We start from the raw sequence: 25,041 nt of genomic DNA, 5'->3' as shown, positions 1-25,041 counted from the left end.
GCGGAGAACGGCAACTGCCGCCGCGACTCTGGCCATCAGGCACGGTGGTCCCGGCCTCATCTGCCGGACGCGGTCAGGAGCACCGGCCACGGTCTCAGGGGTGGTCATGCCCCTGTGGTGCCGCCAGAGGGCAACGGAGCCCGAATAAAGGTTCGGTTAGTACGTGCGAGAGCGGCGCGTCGCTCCGGGGAACTCTGAGCACTTCGCGACGATGCTGTCGTGCCCAGACGCCGCAGGAGTCCAGACGAGCTTCGAGAAGCACCCGTAGGGACCTTGAGCGCCGAGGAACAGCGTGACCGCCAGGCGGCTCTGACCCTGGATCGACTCCTTCAGCCTGTGGCAGAGAAGCTCGCCGCTCCTCATCAGTGCGCTCTGCCTGACTGCAGCGACCGACTCAGCCAAGCGGACCTGGCACACGACGCCGATGTTTCGGAGGACGCGATCTCCTACGTCTTGAACGGTCAGGTCTGGCCGAACCTGCAGCTCCTCCTGGCGCTCGTCGGGTCGATCGAGTACCAGGCTGTGGGCTACAGGAAAGCTGATGGCTAGGCGCCCCCTCTACAGGTACTTACCTGCCGATGCGGCCGACGACTACGACTGCATCTGGTACGAACTCACCCCTGAGCGAGTAGCCGAGAACCCTCCTCGCACGCCACGCCGCCAACTCCAGGTCTTCGCCGTCGCACAGTGGGCCGCAATCTGGAGGCTGTGTGAGGCGGCGATCGCGGAACGACTCAGCGTTGGTGGAAGGCTCAGCGACATAGCCGAGGCTGGCGGCATCACGCCCAAGGGCCTACGCCAACTACGAGGGGGGCTGCTCTGGCCGGACAGCCTCACCGCCCTACGGCTGGCCGCAGCTCTCGGCGTTGATCTGGCTGTCGAGCCCATGAAGTAGCCACCGCCGAACGGCTCTCGGTCCCGAGTTGCCCGGGACACCGATTGGCGTCGCCGCTGGTTGCTCCGCCATCAGCGACACCGCTCGTTCGGAGGGTGACTACTTGTGAATCGTGGCCGGAGCTTCGCATGCTGCAGGGATAGGCGGCCCCGGCTCGGCCGTGATGGCTGTGACCGCTGGGGCGACGAACGCGAGGAATCAGCCCACGTACGTTCCGCATCCAACGGCCCGTACTAGGTTGCTCCCTGCGATCCATCAACGACGGGGTGCAATGGACGTCTTCAAGGTCCACGAACAGGTAATCGACGACTACCGAGCTTTCACGTCCGGTTTCGTGGCGGTTCGGGACGAGCGGATCAAGAGCTTCGTCGACCAGCAGTTCGCCGACGGCGTTCAGTGGCCGGACCCCTGGGTGAGCCTGAACCCGTCCTTCGCCTCTGGAGGTGCGGTACCGGATCTCGTCGAACAGGGACTGCTGCACCAGGAATGCGCCCGGATTTTCCGTCGGAAGAGCAACCCCCAGGACGCCGGCCGCGACCCGATCGTGCTGCACCAACACCAGCGTGAGGCGATCGAGGTCGCCCGCACCGGCAAGAGCTACGTGCTCACCACCGGAACAGGCTCCGGAAAGTCCCTGGCCTACATCGTGCCGATCGTCGACGCCGTCCTGCGGGAACGGGACAAACACGGGGGTGCGCGCCGCCCCGGGGTGAAGGCGATCGTCGTCTATCCGATGAACGCGCTGGCCAACTCCCAGATGGGTGAGCTGGAGAAGTTCCTCAGCTTCGGCTATCCCGAGGGCGGCGAACCGGTCACCTTCGCCCGCTACACCGGTCAGGAATCCACTGACGAGCGGACGAGGATCCTCGCCGATCCACCGGACATCCTGCTGACCAACTACGTGATGCTGGAGCTGGTCCTGACCCGGCCCGATGAGCGTAAGCGCCTCGTGCGCGCCGCCCAGGGCCTCCGCTTCCTCGCACTCGACGAGCTGCACAGCTACCGCGGCCGGCAGGGCGCCGACGTGGCGATGCTGGTGCGGCGACTGCGGGATCAGTGCGCCGCCGACGACCTGCAGGTCGTCGGGACCAGCGCCACGATGGCCTCTGGCGGCACCGCCGCGGAGCGCAACGCGGTGGTCGCCCAGGTGGCCACCCGACTGTTCGGTACCGAGGTCACCCCTGACCGGGTCATCGGCGAGACGCTGATTCGCGCCACTCCCGCCTCGGCGCCCGCCCAGACGGCGCTCGCCGCGGCCGTCACGCGCAACGCCACGCAGCAGGGTCGTTCGTTCGCCGAGTTCACCGTCGACCCATTGGCCGGCTGGGTGGAGACGACGTTCGGACTGGCGATCGAGGAGGCCAGCGGCCGCCTGGTACGCCGAGCACCAACCACGATCCCCGACGCCGCCGCCCAGCTCGCCGCCGCGACAGGCGAGGACCCCGGCCTCTGCGCGGCCGTGCTGCGCAACGTCCTCAAGGAGGGCTCGCAGGTCCGCCAGCCGGGAACCGAGCGGCCCGTCTTCGCCTTCCGGCTGCACCAGTTCCTGTCCAAGGGCGACACCGTCTACGTCTCCTTGGAATCCGAGGGCGACCGGCACATCACCGGCGCCTACCAGGTCAACGTCCCAGGGCAGCCGGAAAAGGCGCTGCTGCCGCTCGGCTTCTGCCGGGAGTGCGGCCAGGAGTACCTCATCGTCGCGAAGACGACGCGGGATGGGCAGACGCTGTTCGTGTCCCGGCGGGATGTCGACGCCAGCGGCGGCGACAGCGTCACGGGCTACCTGTACGTCAGCAGCGACCTGCCCTGGCCCGAGGACCCACTCGCCGCCGGCCGACTGCCGGAGCCCTGGCTGGTCACCGACCCGGCCACCGATCAAGTCGAGATCCTGGACAGCAAGCGCAAGTACCTGCCCAGCAAGGTCTTCCTGCTGCCCGACGGCACCGAGGACCAAGCGCGCAGCGGGCTGCCGGCGTGGTTCGTCTCCACCCCGTTCGCCTTCTGCATGCGCTGCGGCGTGTCCTACGAGCAGGTTCGCGGCAACGACTTCGGGAAGCTCGCCACCTTGGACACCGAAGGCCGTTCGAGCGCGATGACGCTGCTCAGCGCCTCGATCGTCGGCAACCTGCGCGCGGTGCCCGAAAGCGAGCTGCCCCGGTCGGCCCGCAAGCTGTTGACCTTCGTGGACAACCGGCAGGACGCCAGCCTGCAAGCCGGTCACTTCAACGACTTCGTCCAGGTCGCGCAGCTGCGCGCCGGGCTGTACGGCGCTCTGCAGGCCAGCCCAGAGGGACTCACTCACGAGTCCCTCGCCGATGCGGTCACCCAGATGCTCGGCCTGGAGATGCGCGACTTCGCCCAGGCCCCCGACGCCAAGTTCGGCGCCCGAAAGGACGCCGAGCGGGCCCTGCGCAGCATCGTGGAGTACCAGCTGTACGTCGACCTGCAGCGTGGCTGGCGCATCACGATGCCCAACCTCGAACAGACCGGTCTCGTCAAGGTCGACTACCGCGACCTTCCCGAGCTCGCCGGCGACGAGGAATCGTGGGCCGGCAGCTACCTGCTCGACCGCATCAGCCCCGCGCAACGCGAAGAGCTCGCACGCATCCTGCTCGACGAGCTTCGCCGTGTCCGGGCCATCGAGGTCGACTGCCTGACCGAGGAGGGGTACGACCGGCTCAGACGGCTCACCCGCGTCCACCTGATCGAGCCATGGGCACTCGGCGAGGACGAGCAGCTGGTCGACGTCGGCGTCGCCATCCCCCGGCCTAGTCGAGCCGGCGGCCGCCGGTCGGTGCTGGCTGTCTCCGGACGCGGCGCGTTCGGCAAGTACCTCCGCCGGGACGCCGCCGGCCTCCCGGGCCCGCTGCAGACCGCCGACGCCGGCAAGGTGATCGAGGACCTGTTCCGCATCCTCACCGACGCCGGCGTGCTCAACCGCACCAACGGCGCAGACGGCCCCGAGTACCGGATCAACGCCGGAGCGCTGCGTTGGCACGCCGGTGACGGACTCAACGGCGCCGTCGACCCACTGCGCAAGACGTTCAGCGGTGAGGAAACAGCCAGGGTCAACCCCTTCTTCCGGGACCTGTACCGCGACCTGGCGCGCGGCTACGCCGGGATGCTCGCGCGCGAACACACCGCGCAGGTCCCCCAACGGGATCGGCTCGAGCGCGAACACGACTTCCGGTCCGGTGACCTCCCCTTGCTGTACTGCTCGCCCACCATGGAGCTCGGTGTGGACATCTCCGACCTCAATGCGGTCGGACTGCGCAACGTGCCGCCGACACCGGCCAACTACGCCCAGCGCTCCGGCCGCGCCGGCCGTAGCGGCCAGCAAGCCCTGGTCCTCACCTACTGCTCGACCGGCAATGCGCACGACAGCTACTGGTTCCGCCGTTCCCGGGACATGGTCGCCGGCTCGGTAGTCGCGCCGCGGCTTGATCTCACCAACGAGGACCTCATCCGCTCCCACGTACACGCAATCTGGCTGGCCGAGACCGACGAGTCGATGCACTCGTCCATCACCGACCTGCTCGAAGCCGGCGGGGAGATCCCCAGCCTCGCTCTGCTGCCACAGCTGTGGCACGCAGTCAACGCCCCCGACGTGCAGCGCCGAGCACAGGTGACTGCCGAGCGGGTACTGACCGAGCTGCGGCGCACCTGGGCGCTGGACGAAGGCGACGCGACGTGGTGGTCCGACACCTGGGTGCACGACCAGATCAAGCACGCACCCACCTCCTTCGATGCCGCATTCGAGCGGTGGCGCCAGCTCTACCGCGCCGCGTTGGCCGAGGCCAACGAGCAGCACCGACTGGCGATCAGCACCACCGCCAGTCGGTGGGACCGCCGCCAGGCCGAGCGCCGACGCGCTGATGCGCGCAACCAGCTGACCTTGCTGCGCAACGACGACCAGGAAAAGGGCGCCACCGACTTCTACAGCTACCGCTACCTGGCCAGTGAAGGTTTCCTGCCCGGCTACTCGTTCCCGCGGCTGCCGCTGGCTGCCTACATCCCGGCCCGGCGAGGCGGCAAGTCCGACGGGGACTACTTGCAAAGGCCGCGGTTCGTGGCAATCAGCGAGTTCGGCCCTGGTTCGCTGATCTACCACGAGGGCGCCCGCTACGAGGTCACCCGGGTGCAGCTACCTCGCGATCCGGGCAACACCTTCGGCGGTGGCGCGATCACCGAGACGGCGAAGCGTTGCGAGGGCTGCGGATACCTCCATCCGGTCAAGGTCGGCATCGACCGGTGCCAGAACTGCGACCACCCACTGGGCGCGACCCAGTACGGACTGCTCCGGTTGCAGACGGTGTTCACCCGCCGCCGCGAGCGGATCAGCAGCGACGAGGAGGAACGCCGCAAGAGCGGCTTCGAGCTGGAGGTGTCCTTTCGGTTCGCCGACCGCGGCGGGCTCCCCAGCTGCACACGCGCTGAAGCGATCGACACCGGCCGGCCGGTGCTGGAGCTAGTGCATGCCGATGCCGCCGAGATCCGGATCGCCAACGTCGGGCGGCGCCGGCGCAAGAACCCCGCGGACCACGGGTTCTGGCTGGACCTGCGCGAGGGCAAGTGGCTCAGCGACAAGCAGGCCGCCGACAGCCCGGTGGACACCGAAGGGCTGGAGGCCAGCGAAGACGTCCGGGAAAAGGAGAAGGTCACTCCCTACGTACAGGACCGGCGCAACCTTCTCGTACTCCGCCTGAGCGACCCGGTGGCCGAGCAGGCGGCCGTCACGCTGCGGACGGCGCTGGAGCGTGGCATCGAAGCGGAGTTCCAGCTGGAAGACTCCGAGCTGGAGAGTAAAGAGCTGCCCGACCTCGACGGCCGCGGCCGCCTGTTGCTCATCGAGGCCGCCGAGGGTGGCGCCGGCGTGCTGGCCCGCCTGATCGCCGAGCCGGACGCGCTGGCTCGGGTCGCCCGCCGGGCGTTGTCGATCGTCCACTACGACCCCGACACCGGGGAGGACCTCGGCCAAGCCCCCGGCGCGCGGGAGAGGTGCGAGCACGGCTGCTACGACTGCTTGCTGTCCTACGCCAATCAGTTCGAGCACCGCCGGATCGACCGGCACAGCATCGTGCCGCTGCTCCAGCAGCTCATGGCCGCGAGCGTGGCCGGTGGCGCGGGTGGTCGCGGCCGGGCAGCTCAGCAGGAGTGGCTCACCAAGCTCAGCGACTCCGGGCTGGAGAGGAAGTTCGTCGACTGGCTCACCGAACACGGCCACCGCCTACCCGACGACGCGCAGCGCACCATCGAAGACGCCCGGGCGCGACCCGACCTCATCTACGACCTGCCGGGCAACCCCGTCGCTGTGTTCATCGACGGCCCGCACCACGACGATGCCGTCCAGCAGCTGCGTGACCAGCGTGCCGCCGAACGACTCGACAACCTCGGATGGAGTGTCGTCCGCGTGCGCTACAACGACGACTGGCCCGCGGTCGCCAGCCGCCACGCCTGGCTCTTCGGACCTGAAAGGACCACACGGTGACCGCAACACCCACCACCCTCGACGTCGCGGTCGGCAGTCTCGTCCGCGCCCGGGGCCGCGAATGGGTGGTCCTACCGGGGACGACACCGGAGTTCCTGCTGCTGCAGCCGCTGGGCGGCGGCGCAGAGGACGTCGTCGGTGTCTTCCCCGATGAAGGCGTGGAGCCCGCCACCTTCCCTCCACCGTCGCCGGCCGACCTCGGCGACAGCGCCTCCACCGGCCTGCTGCGTACCGCCCTTCGGGTCGGCTTCTCCTCCAGCGCCGGCCCCTTCCGCTCGCTCGCAGGCATCAGTGTCAGCCCCCGCAGCTACCAGTACGTGCCCCTGCTGATGGCGCTGCGGCAGGACACCGTCCGGCTGCTCATCGCCGATGACGTCGGCATCGGCAAGACCGTCGAGGCGGGCCTGATCGCCGCAGAACTCCTGGCCCAGGGCACCGTGCGACGCCTCGCCGTCCTGTGCTCCCCGGCGCTGGCCGAGCAGTGGCAGCGGGAGCTGCACGACAAGTTCGGCATCGACGCCGCGCTCGTGCTCACCAGTACCGTCCGCAACCTCGAACGCGGCCTCATGCTCAACGAGTCGCTGTTCGACCGGTACCCCCACGTCGTCATCTCCACCGACTTCATCAAGTCCGACAGGCGACGCCACGAGTTCCTGCTCCGCTGCCCGGAGCTGGTGATCGTCGACGAGGCGCACACCTGTGTGACCAGCTCTGGAGCTGGACAACGTGGGCAGCACCAGCGCTACGAGCTCCTCCAGGCTCTGGCCGCCGACGCCGACCGCCACCTTGTTCTCGCTACGGCGACGCCACACTCCGGGGACGAGGCCGCGTTCGCTGATCTCATCGGCCTCTGCAATCCCGAGCTGCGGACCGCCGACCTGACCACCGAGCGCGGACGTGCGCTGCTGGCCCGGCATTTCGTCCAACGCCGGCGCGCCGACATCCGCCACTACCTCGACGAGGACACACCCTTCCCGAAGGACCGACTCACCCTCGACGTCCCCTACACGCTCGGCCCTGCCTATCGCGACCTCTTCGATGACGTGCTGGCCTATGCCCGCGAGCAGGTCCGCGACGGTGTCAGCGGCACCCGCGGGCGGGTTCGCTGGTGGACGGTGCTCGGCCTGCTGCGAGCTCTCGCCTCGAGCCCCGCCGCCGCGGCGGCCACCCTGCGCAAGCGGACGGTCAACGCTGATGCCCGGGACGCCGAGGAGGCCGACACGATCGGCCGCGCCGCCGTCCTCGACAGCGGCGAGGACGAGTCTCTGGAAGGCATCGACACCACGCCGGGTGCCATCATTGGCGAGCCACCAGCAGCTGGCGAGCTGCACGACGATGCGGACCGGCGACGGCTGTTGGCCTTCGCCCGCCGGGCCGCCGACCTCGCCGGTGCAACGCAGGACCGCAAGCTCGCCGTGCTCATCACGCAGGTCAAGCAGCTACTGACCGACGGCTATCAGCCCATCGTGTTCTGCCGCTTCATCGAGACCGCCGGATACGTCGCCGAACACCTGACATCGGTGCTGGCGAAATCCAAGGACCCGGTCCACGTGGCCAGCGTCACCGGACAGATCCCCCCGGCCGAGCGAGAACGTCGCATCGGAGAACTGACCGACCTCGGCGGCCGTCACGTGCTCGTCGCCACCGACTGTCTGTCCGAAGGCGTCAACCTGCAGGAGCACTTCTCCGCCGTGGTGCACTACGACCTGGCCTGGAACCCCACCCGACACGAGCAGCGCGAGGGCCGCGCCGACCGCTACCTCCAGCCCAAGGACGTCGTCCGCGCTCTGACGATCTACGGGGAGGACAACGGTATCGACGGGATCGTCCTTGACGTACTGATCCGCAAGCACCGCGCCATCGCGAAGGCCACCGGCGTCGCCGTTCCCGTGCCGGGCGATGGCCAAGGGCTCATCGACGCCCTCGCCGAGGGGCTGTTGCTCCGCGGTCAGGACGCCCAGCAGCTCACCCTTGATCTGGGCATGGACGAGCGCGCCCAGGCGCTGGACCGCGCCTGGGCGTCGGCGGCGGAGAAGGAGAAGGCCTCCCGCGCTCGCTACGCCCAGCACGCGATCAAGCCCGAGGAGGTCGCCACCGAGGTCGAGGAGGTCCGTACCGCACTCGGCGGCCACGGTGACCTGGAAACCTTCCTCACCGGGACCCTGCGCGCGCTCGGCTCCACCGTCACCCGTGCTGAAGAGGGCCTCACCGCTGTGCTGGCACCCCTTCCCCTCGGACTGCGCACGAGCCTGCCCGTCGCCCTACACGACCCAGTGCTCCTGCGGAGCCAGCCGCCCGCCGGCCGCGGAAAGGCCGTCATCGCCCGCACCGACCCCACCGTGCAGGCGATCGCTCGCTACGTGCTGGAGAGCGCGCTGGACGCGGCCGTCCCGGCCAAGGAGCGGCCCGCGCGCCGCGCCGGCGTCATGCGCACCCGAGCGGTCGGCACGCGCACCACCCTGATGCTGGTCCGCTTCCGCTTCCAGCTCACGCTGCCCGGCCCCGACGGGATCCAGCAGCGCGTCGCCGAGGACGCGCGCGTGTTGGCCTTCGAGGGAGCGCCGCACGACGCTGTATGGCTCGCCGACGCCCGCGCTGAAGAGCTACTCGACGCCACTGCAGCGGCCAACGTCGTCGAAGGCGTCGCACAGGATGCCGTCGGCAAGATCCTCGATGGACTGCCGTCACTCATGCCCCAGCTGGAAGCAGTCGCCGACGAACATGCCGAGCGGCTCCTCGGCGCCCACCGGCGGGCCCGCGCCGGCGCCGGCGCTATCCGTCGAGGCCTGACCGTCACCGCCCAGCGGCCCGTCGACGTACTCAGCGTCCAGCTCCTCCTGCCCGCCATGGGGGGTGCGGCATGAGCGATGGGCTGACCTCGGTCCGGGTCGCGGGTGCGCTGCTCCCGGCCGACCTGCTCTCCTCCCTCCTCGCCGGGGGCCTCGATGGCGTGAGCAGCAGCACCTACCACCTGGCCGGCGAGGAGCCACGCGAGGCCGCCGCCAGGGTGTGGACCCACCTGCTCGGCGTCTACCGCCGATTCCGCACCGACCTTGCCCGCCTTCCCGATGACGACCCCGCCGTCGGGCTCACCCGGGAACGCTGGCTGACCGTAGTGCTGTCCGAGCTCGGCTACGGCCGCGTGCCCACAACCCCCGCCGGCGGACTCACGGTCGCGGACAAGCAGTACCCGATCAGCCATCTCTGGGGCGCAAGCCCCATCCACCTGCTCGGCTGGGGCGTTCCCCTCGACAAGCGCAGCCCGGGCGTCTCAGGCGCCGCCCACCGGGCCCCGCACGCCATGCTGCAGGAAACACTCAACCGCACCCCCGACTACCTGTGGGCTCTTCTCTCCAACGGCCGGCTCCTCCGGCTGCTGCGCGACTCCACGACGCTCACCGGACAGGCGTACGTCGAGTTCGACCTCGAGGCGATGTTCGACGGTGAACTGTTCGCCGAGTTCGCCTTGCTGTACCTGCTGTGCCACCAGTCCCGGGTCGAGATTCCCAGCGGAGGCCAGCCCTCGGACTGCTGGCTGGAGCGCTGGCGTACTACCGCGGTCACTCAGGGCGTGCGCGCGCTGGATCAGCTCCGCGATGGCGTGCAGCAGGCGCTGGAAACTCTAGGGACCGGCCTCCTTCAGCACCCCGCGAACACTCCCTTGCGCGAGGGGCTCGCCGATGGCTCCATCCGCCTCGACGACCTACACCAGAGTCTGCTGCGCACCGTCTATCGCCTGCTGTTCTGGGCCGTGGCCGAGGAGCGCGATGCTCTGCTCGATCCCGCCGCCTCGGCACCGGTCCAGCAGCGTTATCACGAGCACTTCTCTGCCGCCCGGCTTCGCCGCCTGGCGCTACGTCGCCACGGCAGCGCACACCACGACCTGTGGGACGCCGTCAACCTCATCATGAACGCCCTCGGCCGCACCGAAGGCGAACCGCGGCTCGGGCTGCCGGGCCTAGGCGGGCTGTTTACGGCCTCGCAAGCGGACATCCTGACCGGACGGCGCCTGGGCAACCAGCCGCTGCTGTCCGCGGTGCGTTCGCTGTCCATTGTTCAGCCGAAGGGTCAGCCCCGCCGGCTCGTCGACTTTCGCCACCTCGGCGCCGAGGAACTCGGGTCCATCTACGAGTCCCTTCTCGAACTCGTGCCCCGTCACGATCCGATCCGGCACGTGTTCACGCTGGAGAACCTGGCGGGCAACGACCGCAAGACCACGGGCAGCTACTACACCCCGACCGACCTCGTGGACCTCGTGCTGGATACCGCGCTGGACCCGGTCCTTGACGACGCAGAGAAACAGCCGGACGGCGAGCGGGCCCTGCTGAGCCTGACCGTGTGCGATCCGGCGATCGGCAGCGGGCATTTCATGGTGGCTGCGGCCCGTCGCATCGCGCAGCGTCTGGCGATGGTTCGCACCGGGGAGGTCGACCCCACGCCTGCTGACACGCAGCAGGCGCTACACGACGTCGTGGCGCGCTGCATCTACGGCGTCGACGTCAACCCGCTTGCGGCCGACCTGGCGAAGGTCAGCCTCTGGCTGGAGTCGATGGCGCCCGGCAAGCCGCTCACCTTCCTCGACCACCACATCAAGGTCGGCAACGCGCTGCTCGGCACCACGCCGGCCCTGCTCCACGCCGGCATCCCCGACACTGCCTACGTCGCATTGACCGGCGACGACAAGAAGTTCGCCACCTCCTGGCGCAAGCTCAACGCTGCGCAGCGCAGCGGCCAGGGCGACCTGTTCAGCGACTCGGGCATTCCGGTGGGCAATACCGCCAACCGGACAGCCACGCAAGAGCTGGCGGCTCGCGCGGCCAACGCGCGCACGCTCGCAGACGTCGTCTGGGCCAGCCAGCGATACCAAACCGAGCACACCAGTGAGCACGCCTTACGGGCACGGCGGGTGGCCGACGGTTGGTGTGCGGCCTTCCTCGGTGGCAAGGCGGCCGAAGACGTGCCCATCACGCACGAGACCCTCGAGCAGCTGGGCAACGGGACCGCGGCGGACTCTGTGGTCGACGCCATCGCCGCCATCGCCGCCCGCCACCGACTCTTCCACTGGCACCTGGAGTTCCCCGAGGTTTTCGCCGTACCTGACGACGGGCCCGCGAACAGCGCGACTGGCTGGATCGGAGGCTTCTCCGCCACGCTCGGCAACCCGCCGTGGGAGCGGGTCAAGTTGCAGGAGCAGGAGTTCTTCGCCGCCCGGGACGCCGCCATCGCCGAGGCGAAGAATGCCGCTGCCCGCAAGCGAGCCATCGCCGCGCTCAAGCACGAGCACCCAGAGCTCTTCGCGGAGTTCAACGCTGCCAAGCGGCAGGCCGAGGCGGAGAGCCACTTCCTGCGCACCAGCGGGCGCTTCCCGCTCTGCGGGGTCGGTGACGTCAACACCTACAGCGTCTTCGCGGAGCACTTCCGCACCTGCCTGGTTTCCAGCGGTCGCAGCGGCATCATCACGCCGACCGGCCTCGCCACGGATGCCACGACAGCCGCCTTCTTCGCTGAAAACTTGCGAGCCGAGCGGGTCGCCGCCTTCTACGACTTTGACAACGAGGCGCGGATTTTCCCGGGGGTTCATCACTCCGTGCGCTTCGCCGTCTCGTCGATGACCGGCGGCCAGCGGGTGCCCGAGATCGACCTCGCGTTCCTGGTCCGGCATGTGCCCCAGGTGCCGAGCCGCCGGTTCCGGCTCGAGGCACACGAGGTCCTACAGGTCAACCCGAACACCGGCACTCTGCCGCTGTTCCGCAGCCGACGCGACGCGGAGATCACCCTCGCCTGCTACCGCCACCATCCCGTGCTCATCCGCGATGACGCCGTGGACGGGAACCCATGGGGCTTGAGGTTCGGGCGACTGCTCGACATGGCGAACGACTCGGGCAGCTTCATCTCAGCGGACGAACTCCAAGAGCTGGGAGCGCGATTCGACGGATGGGGCTGGCACCAGGCTGGCCAGCGCTGGCTTCCGCTGTACGAAGCGAAGATGTTGAGCCACTGGAACCACCGGTTCAGCACGTACGCCGGAGCGACTCAGGCTCAGCTCAACGTGGGATCTCTGCCCCGCCCCGACGACAAGCAGCTCGACGACCCGGACCTCGAACCGTTGGCGCGGTACTGGGTGGACGCGAAGATCGTCGACGAAGCCGTGCCGGACGGCTGGGACCGCGACTGGTTCCTCGGCTGGCGCGACATCGCCCGCGCCAGCGACGTCCGCACCTTCGTCCCGAGCGTCATGCCGAGATCTGCTGTGGGCGACCCATTCCTGCTCGCATTCCCCGAATCCCCAGGCAAGGCGCCGCTACTTCACGCGACGTGGTCATCCCTCGCCTTCGACTACGTCGCCCGGCAGAAGTTGAGCGGGACGCACATGAAGTACTTCACGACCAAGCAGCTGGCGTGTCCAACCCCTAAAGCGTTCGCTGAGCAGCCCGCATGGTGGAGCTCCCCCCTCGAGACCTTCATCCGGCCGCGGGTTGCCGAGTTGGCCTACACGTCCCACCGGATCAAGTCCTACGCCGCCGATGTCGTGGGCGGTGATCCCGGTCCTCCCTACCGATGGCTGCCGGAACGGCGAGCGCAGATCAAGGCCGAGATCGACGCCGCGATGCTGGACCTGTACGGACTGAACCGGGACGATGCCGAGCACGTCATCGACTCGTTCCCGACAGTGCGCAAGTACGACGAGCGTGACCATGGCGAGTTCCGCACCAAGCGGCTAGTACTCGCCTCCTACGACGCGATGACCGAGGCAGCCCGGACCGGTGTGCCATTCGTCAGCCCGCTCGACCCGCCGCCTGGGCATGGGCCGCGACATGAGGAGCACGTGTGACAGTGGCAGCGCCCGACCAGACGATCTCCTCCGGCGTCAGCGAGCCGATCCAGGACCCGGACTGGGCGCTGCGCTGCCGGGTTCGGTTGCGCGCGGCGCTGCAAGTCCTGGCTGAACAGGACCAGCCTCTGAAGGTCAACGATCTGCAGGATCTGGTTGCCCAACGGGTGCCACTGACTCAGTACGACTCCTCAACGACCACGAGCGGCGGCGTACGCGCCTGGACCCACCTTCGCTGGAACCTCACCACCACCTTGGAGCACCCTGGGTGGCTGCACGTGACGTCGGACGGCGGGATCCGACTCACCCGTGAAGGGCGCGCAGCCCTGGAAGAGCACAAGGACCCCGTCCAGCTGTTCGAGGCGGCCAACGAGGCGTACGCAGTTTGGGACGCGGCACGCAGCGAACCCCTGCTCGACGTCCCCCTCTCCCCCGCGACCGATGTACTGCATGCCGGTCCGGGAGCGGCGCATTCATTACGGGCAGTCGGGCCGGTGCTGGAGGCGTGGCGGTCCGGCGGGTCGGCTCTCCTCTCCGGTACGCAGATCTGGGATGCGGCCACGACCGCGGCGTTGCTCGAGTACTTGGAGGCGGCACCGCAGCCCACGCCAGCGACGCTCCCCGGGCTCGCCGGCCTCAACCCGAGGACGCTCGCAGCCGAAGCCCTGGTACTGCTAGTTGGGCCACTTAGCGACATGAACGGCTGGACGAAGCGTGCCCGGATCCGCAACCCGTTGATTCCCGCGGTAGATCCGCCGGGGCTTCCCTGGCAGCTGTCTGCCGACCTGGAACAGGGCTTCGTGCACGGCGGGAAGGCCTTGATCGCGGGGCCGATCGCGATGCTGACCTCCTGCGTCCGCATCCTCGATGATTGGTGGCAGCAGTCGGCCGATGCCCGCGAGGAGGCCTGGACGGATCCGTGGCGGTTCCGCGACCTGGTCAGCGATGTCCCGGACACCGATGACCGGGTGGCTTCCTTGTTGTGTCTGTTGGCTCACCCGGGGTCGTTCACGACGCTGCTCCGGCGGGCCGACCGGCAGCGGGTCGTCGCGGTGTTCAGCGAGCACCTCGCCTCGCCGAGTGGCGACCTGGAACGCGACCTGAAGGCGATCACGCTTCATCTGCAGAAGCAGCAGGGCGGCAAGGCGGTGCGCTACGACTCAGCGCCGCTGGTACAGGAATGGAGTCAAGACGTCGAGGGCAGCCGCGCATGGCTCGTCCGCGGTGAGCTCGACCAGCAGAACCGGGTCCCGGCCTGGGTCAGCCAGGGTCGGGTCACCGTCACCGCTGGTCGGCTGACCCACCTGCCGCCGCAACCTACGCAGGACGCGCTGAGCAGCCTGGTCGACGAGCGGTACACGGACCTTCAAGTCGTCAAGCGGGAGGGGAAGAAGCGCGACGTACTTGCCTTCGTCCTAGGCATGCAGCCCGGCGACCTGGTCGTCACCGTCGATGGCGAGCACATACGCCTCGGGCGCCTGCAGGACGGGGCCGTGGCCCTGGAGCAAATCGGCGGATCGACGTTGCTCACCCGTCCGGTGGCCTGGAGCGTCGAGGCGAGCCCCAGGGTGAAGGACTTGCCGGCCCCAGTGCGTACGCGAGTTCGGTTCAAGGGCGAAGACGTGCTGGACCTGACCGAGATCAACGCTGCGCTTGAGGCGTTGGCCGAAATCGACGGCGAGCTCCCCGGCGCGGCCGACCTCGACGATCCCAACGTCGACGCCCCGACGGACATCCCGATCGCTGAGGAGCACCCCCCTGCCCCGGCAGCGCTTGAGTGCGACGTCGACGCCCTCGCGGAATCTTTGCATCACGCCGACACCAGCTGGCTGAATGAGCTGCTGGTTAGCCTGAACGAACGCAAGCAGGTCGTGCTCGAGGGCCCTCCAGGGACCGGGAAGACCTTCGTTGTGCAGCGCCTGCTGGAGGCTTGCGGCGTTGTGGAGGGTCAATCGACCTTGGTGCAGTTTCACCCCACGTACTCGTACGAGGACTTCGTCGAGGGGTTCCGACCGGTCGCCACTAGCGACGGAGTCGGGGCATCGCTGACCGTGCAGCCTGGCCCGCTCAAACGGATCGCCGAGGAGGCCCGCAACGCTCCGGGCAAGCCGTTCGTCTTGGTCATCGACGAGATCAACCGGGCCAACATCGCGAAGGTGTTCGGCGAGCTGTACTTCCTGCTGGAGTACCGCGACCGGGAGATCGAGCTCCTCTACAGCGCCAGCGAGCGGTTCAGCCTGCCGGACAATCTTTTCATCATCGGCACGATGAACACTGCCGACCGCTCCATCGCCCTCCTCGATGCCGCGATGCGTCGCCGCTTCGTGTTCCTGTCGATGGACGCCGGCGAGCATGCGTTGACCGGCGTCCTGGCCCGGTGGTGCAAGGCCAACGGGCACCCCACGGCGCTAGCGGTACTGCGGGACCGGCTCAACGCGGAGATGGGCAAACGCGGCCTCGACTCCGCGCTGGCCTTTGGGCCGTCCTATTTCATGCGGGCTGGACTCGGCGAGCCGGCAGCCCTCGACCGACTGTGGCGACGTGAGCTGCGGCCGATGCTGGTGGAGCACCACTACGGCGACCACGACAAGGTCGACAGCTGGTACCCGTTCGCATCTTGGATCGCTGAGGCTGGAATCGGTGTGCCGGTCCAAGAAGGGGCTGGCAGTGGTGACGCGGCCTGAACTGACCGCGCTCAGCGAGGGCCAGTCCGTCTACCCCGTAGACCTGACACCGTCGGAGGCCACGGCACTCAACAGCAGCCGGCTCGTCACAGTCGAGCCAGATGTCGACGGGTGGCGGGTCACAGCTGAGTACGCCGTCGGCGCCCTCCAACGTGGCAATCTCGTCGTCCGAGTAGCCCCGAAGGTGGGGACTGCCCAAGTCCTCACCCTGCTGGCGCGCGCCCACGGCATCAGCGGTCTGAAGGTCGACCCCGGACTGGTTGGGCTCGCTGATGACGCCGACCTTTCCAGCGTGCTCGCAGTCCTATTCGCTCAGGAAGTGGCGACGGCGATGGCGGCCGGGCCACTGCGCGGCTACCGCACCGAGGACCAGACCCTGCCAGTGCTGCGCGGCCGGGTTCGGCTGCGCGACCAACACTTACGGCGCTTCGGGCTGCCCGTGCCGCTAGAGGTGACTGTCGACGAGTGGACCCTCGACACCGATGACAACCGCCGGATCCGTGCGGCCTGCCGGCGACTCCTCACCCTTGCCGACGTGCCCGCGGCGGCGCGGAACACGCTGTTGCGTCTCGACCGGGTCCTGACCGATGTCCACCTACCCGCACCGGGCGTACGACTTACGCCATGGCAGCCCACCCGCCTGAACGCCCGCTTGCACCGTCTGCTGCACCTGTGTGACCTCGTGCTGACCCACACCAGCGTGGAGCACGCCGCGGGTGACACGCGGACTCACGGCTTCGTCGTCAACATGGCCTGGCTTTTCGAGAAGCTCGTCGGCCAGCTACTCGGCGAGCAGCTTCCCGGGCTGGTCACTCAACAGCCGCTGCCGTTGGACACGCTCGGCCGGCTCACCATTGAGCCCGACCTCGTCCTCTACCGAAACGACAGGCCGGTAGCGGTCGCAGATACCAAGTACAAGCTGCTCGACGGCAGCGGCAAGTTCCCGAACGCCGACGCCTACCAACTGGTGACCTACTGCTCACGGCTAGGCCTGCGAACGGGGCACCTGATCTACGCCGCTGGGGACCCACACCCCGAGCCATTCGACATCGTGGGCACCGACGTCACCTTGCTCATCCACGCCGTCGACATCAGCCGCTCGCTACCGGAGACCGAGGTCCAGGTGGCGGATCTAGCGCGGGTGCTGCTGGCTACATCCGCCGCCAACACAGTGCCGTCCATCTGACGTTGCGCCGAGCGCAGCCCCCAGCGACTACCGGGCGAGGTATGGACAGGGCTCAGGGTCCTGCCCGCGGCGCGGCGTTCCTCAACCCCACGGCCCTGCAGGCCGCTACCGCATGCGATCACCAGGTCTTGGCGCCGCAGTAGAACGAGGCTCACTGTTGCGCGCCGACCTGTCGCGTTGCTGTACACCGTGCGATCCGGCCGAGCGCCCCCTGTCGAACGCGGCTGGCAGGCCCGTCTCAGGAAGAGGGATTCGCAGCACGTCGCCATCATCGGGAGCGAAGAGCCGTCCGTGAAACTGCCGAGCCTCGTCTACCTGATGCCGAATAGGTGCATAGGGACCGAGTTGCTGTAAGAGAAGCACCCGAACCCGGGTCCGGGCGGCCAGCTCTGCCGCCTCCCAACCGGTGAAGTAGTGAGCATCTTCAGCCATTTCGAGTCGCTCATCCATGAATGGTGCAGCGAAGACTGCGGCATCACTGCCGTCAAGGTTAGCTTCCAGCGCGTCCGTCACCCGGCCGCGACCGGCGACCATGACACGGCGACCGGGGCGCAAAGGCCCGATCACGTCGCCCGGGCGAACTCCCCGGACCGTCTGCCCCGCCTGCAGGCGCCAGAAATCACTTCCCTTGATTCCCTGCGCCGCGGCCTTCGCCGCGTCAACCCGCCCGGGCAAGGGGGACTCGTAAATGAGGTAGGCAAACCCGGCTAAGCCTTCGCCTAAGTCGACTTCGACCGCCTCGAGGTGTTTTCCGGCCTGCTCATACAGAACCCGACCCGCTGTGGCTTCCTCGGCATCGAACAACTCGCCCGTGCTCATCGCCGACAGGGTCGACAGGCTGGCCAGCGCCTGCTCGAGGCCGGGTGGGCCGAACACACGCAGCGCCCTACGTCGTGATCGGCGTTGAACTTCCGCAAGGGTCAGCAGCCCACCGAGCTCAGAAACTGACAGCCCGGTCACGGCCACGGCGTCGATGGACGGATTCCCCAGGGACCGCAGACGGGCCACTGTTCCATCGCCGCAATCGACCAGCACCGTCAGGCCTGGCGCTTCCAGAAGCGTTGCCGGAAAGGCCCGGTGGCTGGCACTCGCCAACGAACCCGTTCCGACAAACGTCATTCGCCAGTCAGCCACCTGGCCTCACTCAGCTTCTCCGACTGCCACGGCAGGATCGGCATCCTCGGTCCGTGCCGTCTCGGATGCAAGAATGTCATCCGGCGACAGACTGGATACCACATGCAGGACCGATCGGGCGCGACTGGTCGCAATGTACATCTCACGCAGCGTTCCGGGAGTTCCTGGGTCGGGCCGATAAGCGACGACGATGGCGTCGGCCTCGAGTCCCTGGGCGTCATCGGGCCGTCCGCACGCCACACGCAGGTCCTTGGGGGTGAGCGGGAACCGGAAGATCTGATCAAGCGCGACCGTCGATACTCGCGACCGCCGCGCCGCCTGCTCCGCCTCCTTCATCGCGAACCCGATGAGCACCACCAAGAGTTGATTCGGCCGGAGACCCTCCTCGTTCGTCAGCTTCGCAACCAGCCGGAACGCCTCTGACAGAACACTCGTTTGTTGAACTTGGTGAAACTGCGGATCCGGACCATCCGCGACGGGGAGCGGTGCGGTATGGGGGTAGAACTTTGAGGATATTTCTGCGATCTGACTGCTGTTTCGACAGTTGGTCGTCAACATCACCGTTTCGCTGCTGATAGGCGACGTCCACTTGTAGCGGACCTTCTTCTCGAGCCGATCGCGGGTGGGGGTGGAGAAGATCCCACTATGCTGGAACGGGTCGGCGAAGATGTAGACGGGACTGCTGTCCGGGTCGCTCAATAGCCAAGTGAGCGCCTCAATCTGGTTCGGCGTGAACTCTTGACCCTCGTCGACCACCAGCGCGTCATAGGGCGCGGGCAGGGCATCGCGGAACTCGAGAAAGTACTCACTCAACGCTGGATCGGCAGGCCGCACCGAAGACCGACCTACGGCCTCGGCGACGGCGCCGGCAACCTTGATCCATGCAGCGACGTGGAGCGGTTCGGGTGACTGCCCGTCATACGAGCGGTGCGTCGACCGGATCCCTAGGAGGGTCGACAGGAACGCCTGGACACCGCCGCGGTGGCACAACAGCAGTGTTCGACTGCCCGTTGAGGAAAGCTGCCGAGCCAGCTGGGCGGCGACGACTGTCTTGCCGGTGCCGGCGCCACCGAGCGTCACGACCCGATCCGTCGACAGTAGCGTTCGGTATGCCTCGATTTGGTTCTCGACCATCTGCGCCTGCCGGCGGGTCTCCCGCTCCAGCGCCTCCGCCGTGGCTGCGGCGGCCGAAGCGGAAAGAATGGTCATTTCGAACGACGGCCTCAGCCTGTCGACAACGGACTCGATCAACCCTCCAGTCAACGGCGGGCAATCACCCCAGTGCGCTCGCACGCGGTGCAAGGCTGCGGAGGGATTGCGAAGATCGCCTGCGTCGATGGCCAGCTCACGCGGAGCGTCGGGGCCGAGGTCCGCCGTGATGTCACACCCCGGAAAAGCGACCGCATGCCCGAACGACCGCGGATCTATCCGCAGTTCACGCGACAGATAGCGCTGCAGGTTGTAGCGCTGATCGGCGGCCTGCTTGAACGGAGACCGCTGCAGGGCTATCCACTCCTGCGACCCCATCGGCCGCGTCGACCACTCCCCTCGCTCAACCTTGATGGCGCCGCCCTTGACCTCCACAACTAGCAGCCCGAGCCGCTCATGCAGGAGCAGGCAGTCGATTTGGCGCAGATCCGCGCGAGGTCGGCCGAACAAGCCGACCGGGACATCCCACAGCACCGTCCAGGAGTCAGGTAGTCCGCCGAGGGCCGCGAAGACGGCCCGCTCGGACATGGGCGCATCCGGCCCCAAGGCGGCTGGAATCAGTCGCGCCATAACCCTCTCCGTTCCTCCGACCGTCTGGACTGTGTGTAGCGATACTGAACAGCGGCGGACCGGCGACATGGCAGGCTGACCGCGTGTCGGCAGACGAGAGGCTTCTCTCGCGTGATCGCAGGGGCGCGAGGACGCACGGATGTACTGGTCAGGACTCCGCTGTGGGCAGACCGGAGCCCTGAGCCGCCAAGCAACTATCAGCACGTCGCTGGTGGCCGGTGACTACCAGCGACGTCGGCCCAATCGGAAGCGAGACAGTTCCGCACCGGCTCACCGACCAACGGGGCATCTGGCGTTCGCTGATCAACGGTGCGCGTGACGACCTGGTGCATGACGAGGCGGGTACCGGATCCCCCGATTTTCAGCGCGAGCTCGCAGACGGCATCGTCGTCGACGTTGAGGACCGAGTCACGAAGGGCGCCGTCGTGCTGAAGGTCCCCGTCGAGGCCGGCCTGCAATGCCGGACCCCGTAGCCGGCGGCCAGCGGCATCGGCGGGGTGGACCCGCGAGGGCAGCGGAGGCCGGGTGCGGAACTGGGGCGGTGCGCCGGACAGACACCGATCCCGCCTGCCAGTCGGAGGCCGGTGAGTCGGCGGCGCCAGCTGCGGCATTGGCCCCGGACCCTGCGACCGGACCGGACCGGCGACGGGTCGGAGTCGACGTCCTCAAGGGGCACCACGACGTGTCCGTGGTTCCCCTCGCATGTGATCAGCAGCAGCGCGTCCTCGACCTCGTCCAGCCGGCCTTCCCACTCAATCCCCCGGACGCGCACACCGGCCCTACCCCGCCCCTGCGAGGGCCGGGGCAGGGCCGGTGTGCGCTGTGATGGGCTGCGATCAGGTCGGCAGGTAGGTGAGTCGGGCCCGCAGCGCTGCGGCGTCCAGCCACACCTCGTCGACGTCCACGGCAGCCTCGTCCACCTCGTCCAAGCCGGCCGGCGGGTCGGTGCGGTACGGAGCGTCGACCTGCCAGCCACGGCTGTCCGGGTGGCGACCCTCGAGGTCCTCCTCCAGGTCGGCGACGCGGAGCGCGCCGGGAACTTCGTCCCCGTCGACGAGCATGAGGCCGCCGCCGGCGGCAGTGCAGACAACGGCGTCCAGATGCAGGTGCGGGAAGATGTCGTGGTCGGTCGGGGTGAAGCCCTTGTCGTAGCGGCAGTCGATGCCCTCGCAGGTGTAGCCCACGACGTGGGTGATGTCCGGGCGGGGCAGCAGCGCGGCGGCGAGGTCGTCGAGGACGGCCTCCATCTCCTCGCACCGGGCGGCCCAGCGCAGATCCACGGCGTGGGCGCGGCGGCTGGCAGCGCGGGCGGCGAGCCGCTCCTCGGGGGTCAGCGGCGAAAACAGCGCGGACATGACGGACTTCCTCAAGCAGACGGGATGGTGCACGACGCCGGACACCGTGCGCGGCCCGCCAGAACCAGCAATCAGCCCGGTGCGATCGTCGCGGGCCCGGCATCCGCCAGCAGTTCTGCGATCGTGACCGCCTCGGGGAGAGTCCAGGTCGCCGCATCGTCCTCCAGAAGTTCTCCCCAGGACGGCGCTCCGGCGGCGGCGCGGAAGGCCGCGTCTGACCGGACCTTCAGCGCGAGCATGCCGACCCGCATCAGCACCGGCAGGTTGAGGTGGCGGACCGCCATGACCCCTTCACCCGCGACGGCCACCGCAGCGGTCTTGGACAGGCTGACCGCACCAGCAGCGGCGTGGGCGGCCAGAAGCATTTCGTTGCGCTTCGCGGCTGCAGGCTTGCCGAGACGAGGACTCCCGCTCTCGCGGTAGGCCGCCAGATGCGTGTGCGTTCGGACGATCACTTCCGTCGCCACCATCCCGAGCCCCGGACTGAGCAACCCTGAGCGCAGGTTCAGGCCATCGCCTGAGTTCGAGCCCGCGTAGGCGTCGTGCGCGAACTTCCGCAGATCGCGGTTCGGCATCTCGTACAGCAATGACCAGCCTGGCAGCGGGAGACTCATGGGAGTGACGAAGTCCGCCGCCCAGTGCTTCAGCAGCAGCGCCACTGCGAGATGAGGCTCCGACGCCTGCGCGAACGGAAGTCCCGAGGGCGTCGTGGTGACCTGTTCGACGATCCGACGACCGTCCTCCCACCGGATTCCCTCGAAGGTCCCGGTGCGGATCTGGTTGAGCGCAGTGAAGAACCGGCCGATGTCGTGGCCAGCTGATCGGACCCGGTGGGCTGGGCCGCCGAAGTTCGGTCCGGTGTGGTCGATGGGCAGCCGGGCTGCATCCTTCTCCCACTGCTGCAAGAGGTCGCTCTCTTTCAGATACGACAGGCCATCGAGGACGGTGGCGTCGATCTGAGTGTCGAACAGGTTCGCCAGAGCGCCGACGAGCCCGGCGACCCCGACGACCACCAGGTCGCTCCGTTCCCACGGGAGGCGCTGCGCCTGCTGCCATCCGTCCAGTTGCGCAAGGGCGATCGGGTCGAGGATGTCTGCCGTCTCGGCTTCGCCCCACGCCTCGGCCCGCCGGCGCTCAGCGTTGTATTCGGTGAGCGCGTCGTAGGTGAGGGCGGTCGGGGCAGCCGCGAGACGTGCTACGGCTGTCGGGTCGATGGGGTCGTCCCGGAGCGCGGCTGACGCGAGCGCCTCGATGTCGACGAGATCCTTGGTCACGGCGTCGAGGTTCGCGATGTAGTCGGCACCGACCGGCGACTTCCGACCCTCGAGGCCTCTGTCCCCGGTGGTCACGCCGCCTTGTCCTCGAGGTCGTCGGCCAGGACCGCGACGCCCTCGGCGACAGTTTCGGCTGCCTTCTTCTTGCCTTCGAGTTCTTCCAGCCCGGCCAACAGCGCCTGGAGTTCTTCATCCGCGGGGCCGGTGATGCGCTCCTTGAGCCGGTCAGTGACAGCACGGAAGCGGGCGAGCTGGTCCTCGGCCGCCAAGCGCCGTTGGCGCTCTGCGTCGGCCTCTGCCTGCTTGGTGCGGAGCTCCGCTTTCTGTTCCTCGATCTTCTCGACCAGCTCGGCGACGGTCTTACCGATGTTGGCGACCCGCTCGCGGAGGCTGACGATGACTGCCTTGGCTGCTTCCTCGTCCCCGTCGACGTCGCGGAGTACGAGCTGGGTGACGACGTGCAGGCGCACTGCGTCGGCGGCGACGCGGGCGGCGGTGAAGCCGGTCGCCCTGCCTCCGATTGTTGCTGCGCCAGCGCCTGCCGCCCCGGTGAGTCCGGTGATGAGGGCCGCGCCTCCGGCCACGCCGAGACCGCCCGCGGCGATGGATCCACCACCAAGGGCTGCCATACCGGCAGTGGTGGCGACCGCACCCGAGTAGCCGAGGACGATGGTTCCGTATGCGCCGGCGATGGCCGGTGCAGCGAGCCCCCCGGTCAAGACCCCGAGACCCAGGCCGGCGCCGGCGAGAAGGGCGACCCTCGCCCACGAGACTGATTTGGACAGCTTCTTGATCGCGTCCTTGTAGGCGGTCTCGACTGCGTCCAGGTCCTGGGGATGAAGTTCCTTCATCGCCCCGAGGGCTTCGGCGAGGGTTTCGGCGCGCGCGCCCTTGTCCCACTTGCCTTCGCCCCACGGTTCGAAGCCGTACAAGTCGATGAGGAGCAGGAGGGCTCGCGACCGCCTGGGCACGACTGACGAGATCTCCGGCCCGGCGTCCTCGAGCGTCTCGAAATCTGGGGCCGTGCCTGCGGGGACGAACCGGTCGACGACCTCCGCCACAACGGACGACCACTCGTCTCCGTTGCGTTGTGCGATCGCCTCGACGGCCGCCGTGCGGAACTGGTTCCGGACCTCGCGCTTGGCCGTGAGGTGCTTCCCCTTGGAAGCTGCGACATCACGCTGCATCATCCGGTACTGCCACGCAGTGAGGATGAAGTCCTCATCCGCCGAGAGTTCGAGCTTTGTGCCCACCTGCGCAGCGTCCATGTTGCTGACGCTAATGACCTCACCCGACGGAACAGGCCACATCGAGGGGGCTGGCCACACTTCCGAGGCACATCGTCCACGGCGGTCACGCATCGCACCGCCGTCCCAGTCGCCGCAGAGGTCACTGCGGCTTACGGGCCGCTTCGCCCGGCCCCAAAGCCGCCAGGCCCGGCCACGAGCCGCGGAACCGAGGAGGCCCTTCAAGCCCGTGTTGCAGCTGAGCCTGCTCACCGAGGACCCCGAGGCGCTGATCGTTCTAGGTACGCGGCTACGGCCGCAGCGGGAGTCCGGTGTGCTGGTCGTCGGCTCGCGCCACCTGACCCTCAGCCTGCCGATTCTGACCCCCGAGACGTGCACCGAACTGCGTGCCGGGCTGGTCACCCGACTGCCCGGGCGATCAGGCTTGATGGGTCGGGCGGCCGATGGGGGATCGGCGGGTGCGCGGTCAGGAGAGCAGCACGTCACGGAGCGGGTAGTCCCGCCACCTGCCAGCCCCGCCGCTGCCGGCGCAGAAGCCGGCCCGCACGTACGTCCCCGGCGTCTTCTCGGTTGGCTTGTGCAGCTGCAGGCACACGCTGTGGGCACTCATGTGCTTGATCCGGCGCTCGCAGTGCCGGCAGTCGGCGGCCTTGGCCGGCGCCCCGTGCTTGGCGCGCAGCTGCTTCTGCTTGGCCTGCACACCGCGGATCCAGTCGGCGTCCTTGGAGGCCTGGCGAGCGGCGCGTTCCTCGGCGACCGAGGGCTCGCCGGCCGCGGCTCGCCGCTTGTCCTCACGTGCGTTCCGTTCGACCGTGACGATCGCTGCGACGAAAACGATGGCGGCCGCGGCGAGCCCGACGAGGATGACCGCCCCCAGCACCTCAGTCGTCGCGTCGCTGCTCAGCACCCACACGACCGCGGCGATCGTCAGGAAAGCCAGCACCAGCGGCAGCGCCGCCACGGCCAGCCAAAGCAGCAGTCCCACGACGAATGCGATGGCCAGCCCGGCCAGCGTGTAGCCCATGGCCTCGGCGAACGTCACCGGGGCCTCAGCGGCACTGCGCATGGCATGGGCTCGACCCTGATGCCGGACTGGTCAGGTCACAATCCCCCCGTCGGGGTAGGACACGGACTTCGCCCACGGCCGGGCCCCGTGGGGCTAGCAGG

At 68.4% G+C, this 25,041-nt stretch carries 13 protein-coding genes; 7 read left to right on the top strand and 6 right to left on the bottom strand.

Features of this window, described 5'->3' with window-relative positions; translation table 11 throughout:
- Positions 1–541: 541 nt before the first annotated feature.
- The 6 genes from ACI794_RS06340 (at position 542) to ACI794_RS06315 (ending at position 17,085) form a co-directional block, all read left to right on the top strand.
- Positions 542–895: a hypothetical protein gene (locus ACI794_RS06340; RefSeq protein WP_456615910.1), complete on the top strand. Its 354-nt coding sequence runs from the start codon at positions 542–544 to the stop codon at positions 893–895.
- Between the two features lie 271 nt (positions 896–1,166).
- Positions 1,167–6,383 carry a DEAD/DEAH box helicase gene (locus ACI794_RS06335; RefSeq protein ID WP_456615909.1) on the top strand — a complete coding sequence of 1,739 codons (5,217 nt, stop codon included), beginning with the start codon at positions 1,167–1,169 and terminating at the stop codon, positions 6,381–6,383.
- Positions 6,380–9,247 (top strand): helicase-related protein, encoded by a 2,868-nt coding sequence (locus ACI794_RS06330; protein ID WP_456615908.1) that lies wholly within the window; start codon positions 6,380–6,382, stop codon positions 9,245–9,247. The genes ACI794_RS06335 and ACI794_RS06330 overlap by 4 nt, the downstream gene beginning before the upstream one ends.
- Positions 9,244–13,215, top strand: coding sequence for an Eco57I restriction-modification methylase domain-containing protein (locus ACI794_RS06325; RefSeq protein ID WP_456615907.1), 3,972 nt, complete (start codon positions 9,244–9,246; stop codon positions 13,213–13,215). Before ACI794_RS06330 ends, ACI794_RS06325 begins: the two co-directional genes overlap by 4 nt.
- A gap of 2 nt (positions 13,216–13,217) precedes the next feature.
- On the top strand, positions 13,218–15,899 hold the full coding sequence (locus ACI794_RS06320; RefSeq protein ID WP_456615906.1) for an AAA family ATPase: 2,682 nt from the start codon (positions 13,218–13,220) through the stop codon (positions 15,897–15,899).
- Positions 15,856–17,085 carry a 5-methylcytosine restriction system specificity protein McrC gene (locus ACI794_RS06315; protein ID WP_456615905.1) on the top strand — a complete coding sequence of 410 codons (1,230 nt, stop codon included), beginning with the start codon at positions 15,856–15,858 and terminating at the stop codon, positions 17,083–17,085. Before ACI794_RS06320 ends, ACI794_RS06315 begins: the two co-directional genes overlap by 44 nt.
- A 105-nt stretch (positions 17,086–17,190) precedes the next feature.
- Here the strand turns inward: ACI794_RS06315 and ACI794_RS06310 are convergent, their stop codons facing one another.
- Positions 17,191–18,219, bottom strand: a complete 1,029-nt coding sequence (locus ACI794_RS06310; protein WP_456615904.1) for a hypothetical protein — start codon at positions 18,217–18,219, stop codon at positions 17,191–17,193.
- 6 nt (positions 18,220–18,225) lie between these two features.
- Positions 18,226–19,956: an NERD domain-containing protein gene (locus ACI794_RS06305; protein ID WP_456615903.1), complete on the bottom strand. Its 1,731-nt coding sequence runs from the start codon at positions 19,954–19,956 to the stop codon at positions 18,226–18,228.
- 260 nt (positions 19,957–20,216) lie between these two features.
- On the opposite strand from ACI794_RS06305, the gene ACI794_RS06300 reads away from it, so the two are divergent.
- Complete coding sequence (locus ACI794_RS06300) at positions 20,217–20,471, top strand: hypothetical protein (protein ID WP_456615902.1); 255 nt, start codon at positions 20,217–20,219, stop codon at positions 20,469–20,471.
- Between the two features lie 363 nt (positions 20,472–20,834).
- Here ACI794_RS06300 and ACI794_RS06295 read toward each other — a convergent pair whose 3' ends face one another.
- The 4 genes from ACI794_RS06295 to ACI794_RS06280 all read right to left on the bottom strand — a co-directional run bounded on the left by ACI794_RS06295 (position 20,835) and on the right by ACI794_RS06280 (position 24,916).
- A complete protein-coding gene (locus ACI794_RS06295; RefSeq protein ID WP_456615901.1) occupies positions 20,835–21,353 on the bottom strand; it encodes a hypothetical protein in 519 nt (172 codons plus the stop codon).
- Positions 21,354–21,424: 71 nt separating this feature from the next.
- Positions 21,425–22,702 (bottom strand): hypothetical protein, encoded by a 1,278-nt coding sequence (locus tag ACI794_RS06290; RefSeq protein ID WP_456615900.1) that lies wholly within the window; start codon positions 22,700–22,702, stop codon positions 21,425–21,427.
- Positions 22,699–23,895 (bottom strand): hypothetical protein, encoded by a 1,197-nt coding sequence (locus ACI794_RS06285; protein ID WP_456615899.1) that lies wholly within the window; start codon positions 23,893–23,895, stop codon positions 22,699–22,701. Before ACI794_RS06285 ends, ACI794_RS06290 begins: the two co-directional genes overlap by 4 nt.
- 445 nt (positions 23,896–24,340) lie before the next feature.
- A complete protein-coding gene (locus ACI794_RS06280) occupies positions 24,341–24,916 on the bottom strand; it encodes a hypothetical protein (RefSeq protein ID WP_456615898.1) in 576 nt (191 codons plus the stop codon).
- Between the last annotated feature and the right edge of the window lie 125 nt (positions 24,917–25,041).

This window comes from Blastococcus sp. SYSU DS0541, assembly GCF_054050875.1.
Note: the sequence above shows the minus strand (reverse complement) of the source record. Positions and strands in the feature narration are given on the sequence as shown.

Coding starts and splice junctions, on each gene's coding strand:
- ACI794_RS06340 (WP_456615910.1), top strand. CDS start 542: ATGGCTAGGCGCCCCCTCTACAGGTACTTACCTGCCGATGCGGCCGAC.
- ACI794_RS06335 (WP_456615909.1), top strand. CDS start 1,167: ATGGACGTCTTCAAGGTCCACGAACAGGTAATCGACGACTACCGAGCT.
- ACI794_RS06325 (WP_456615907.1), top strand. CDS start 9,244: ATGAGCGATGGGCTGACCTCGGTCCGGGTCGCGGGTGCGCTGCTCCCG.
- ACI794_RS06305 (WP_456615903.1), bottom strand. CDS start 19,956: ATGTCCGAGCGGGCCGTCTTCGCGGCCCTCGGCGGACTACCTGACTCC.
- ACI794_RS06295 (WP_456615901.1), bottom strand. CDS start 21,353: ATGTCCGCGCTGTTTTCGCCGCTGACCCCCGAGGAGCGGCTCGCCGCC.
- ACI794_RS06285 (WP_456615899.1), bottom strand. CDS start 23,895: ATGGACGCTGCGCAGGTGGGCACAAAGCTCGAACTCTCGGCGGATGAG.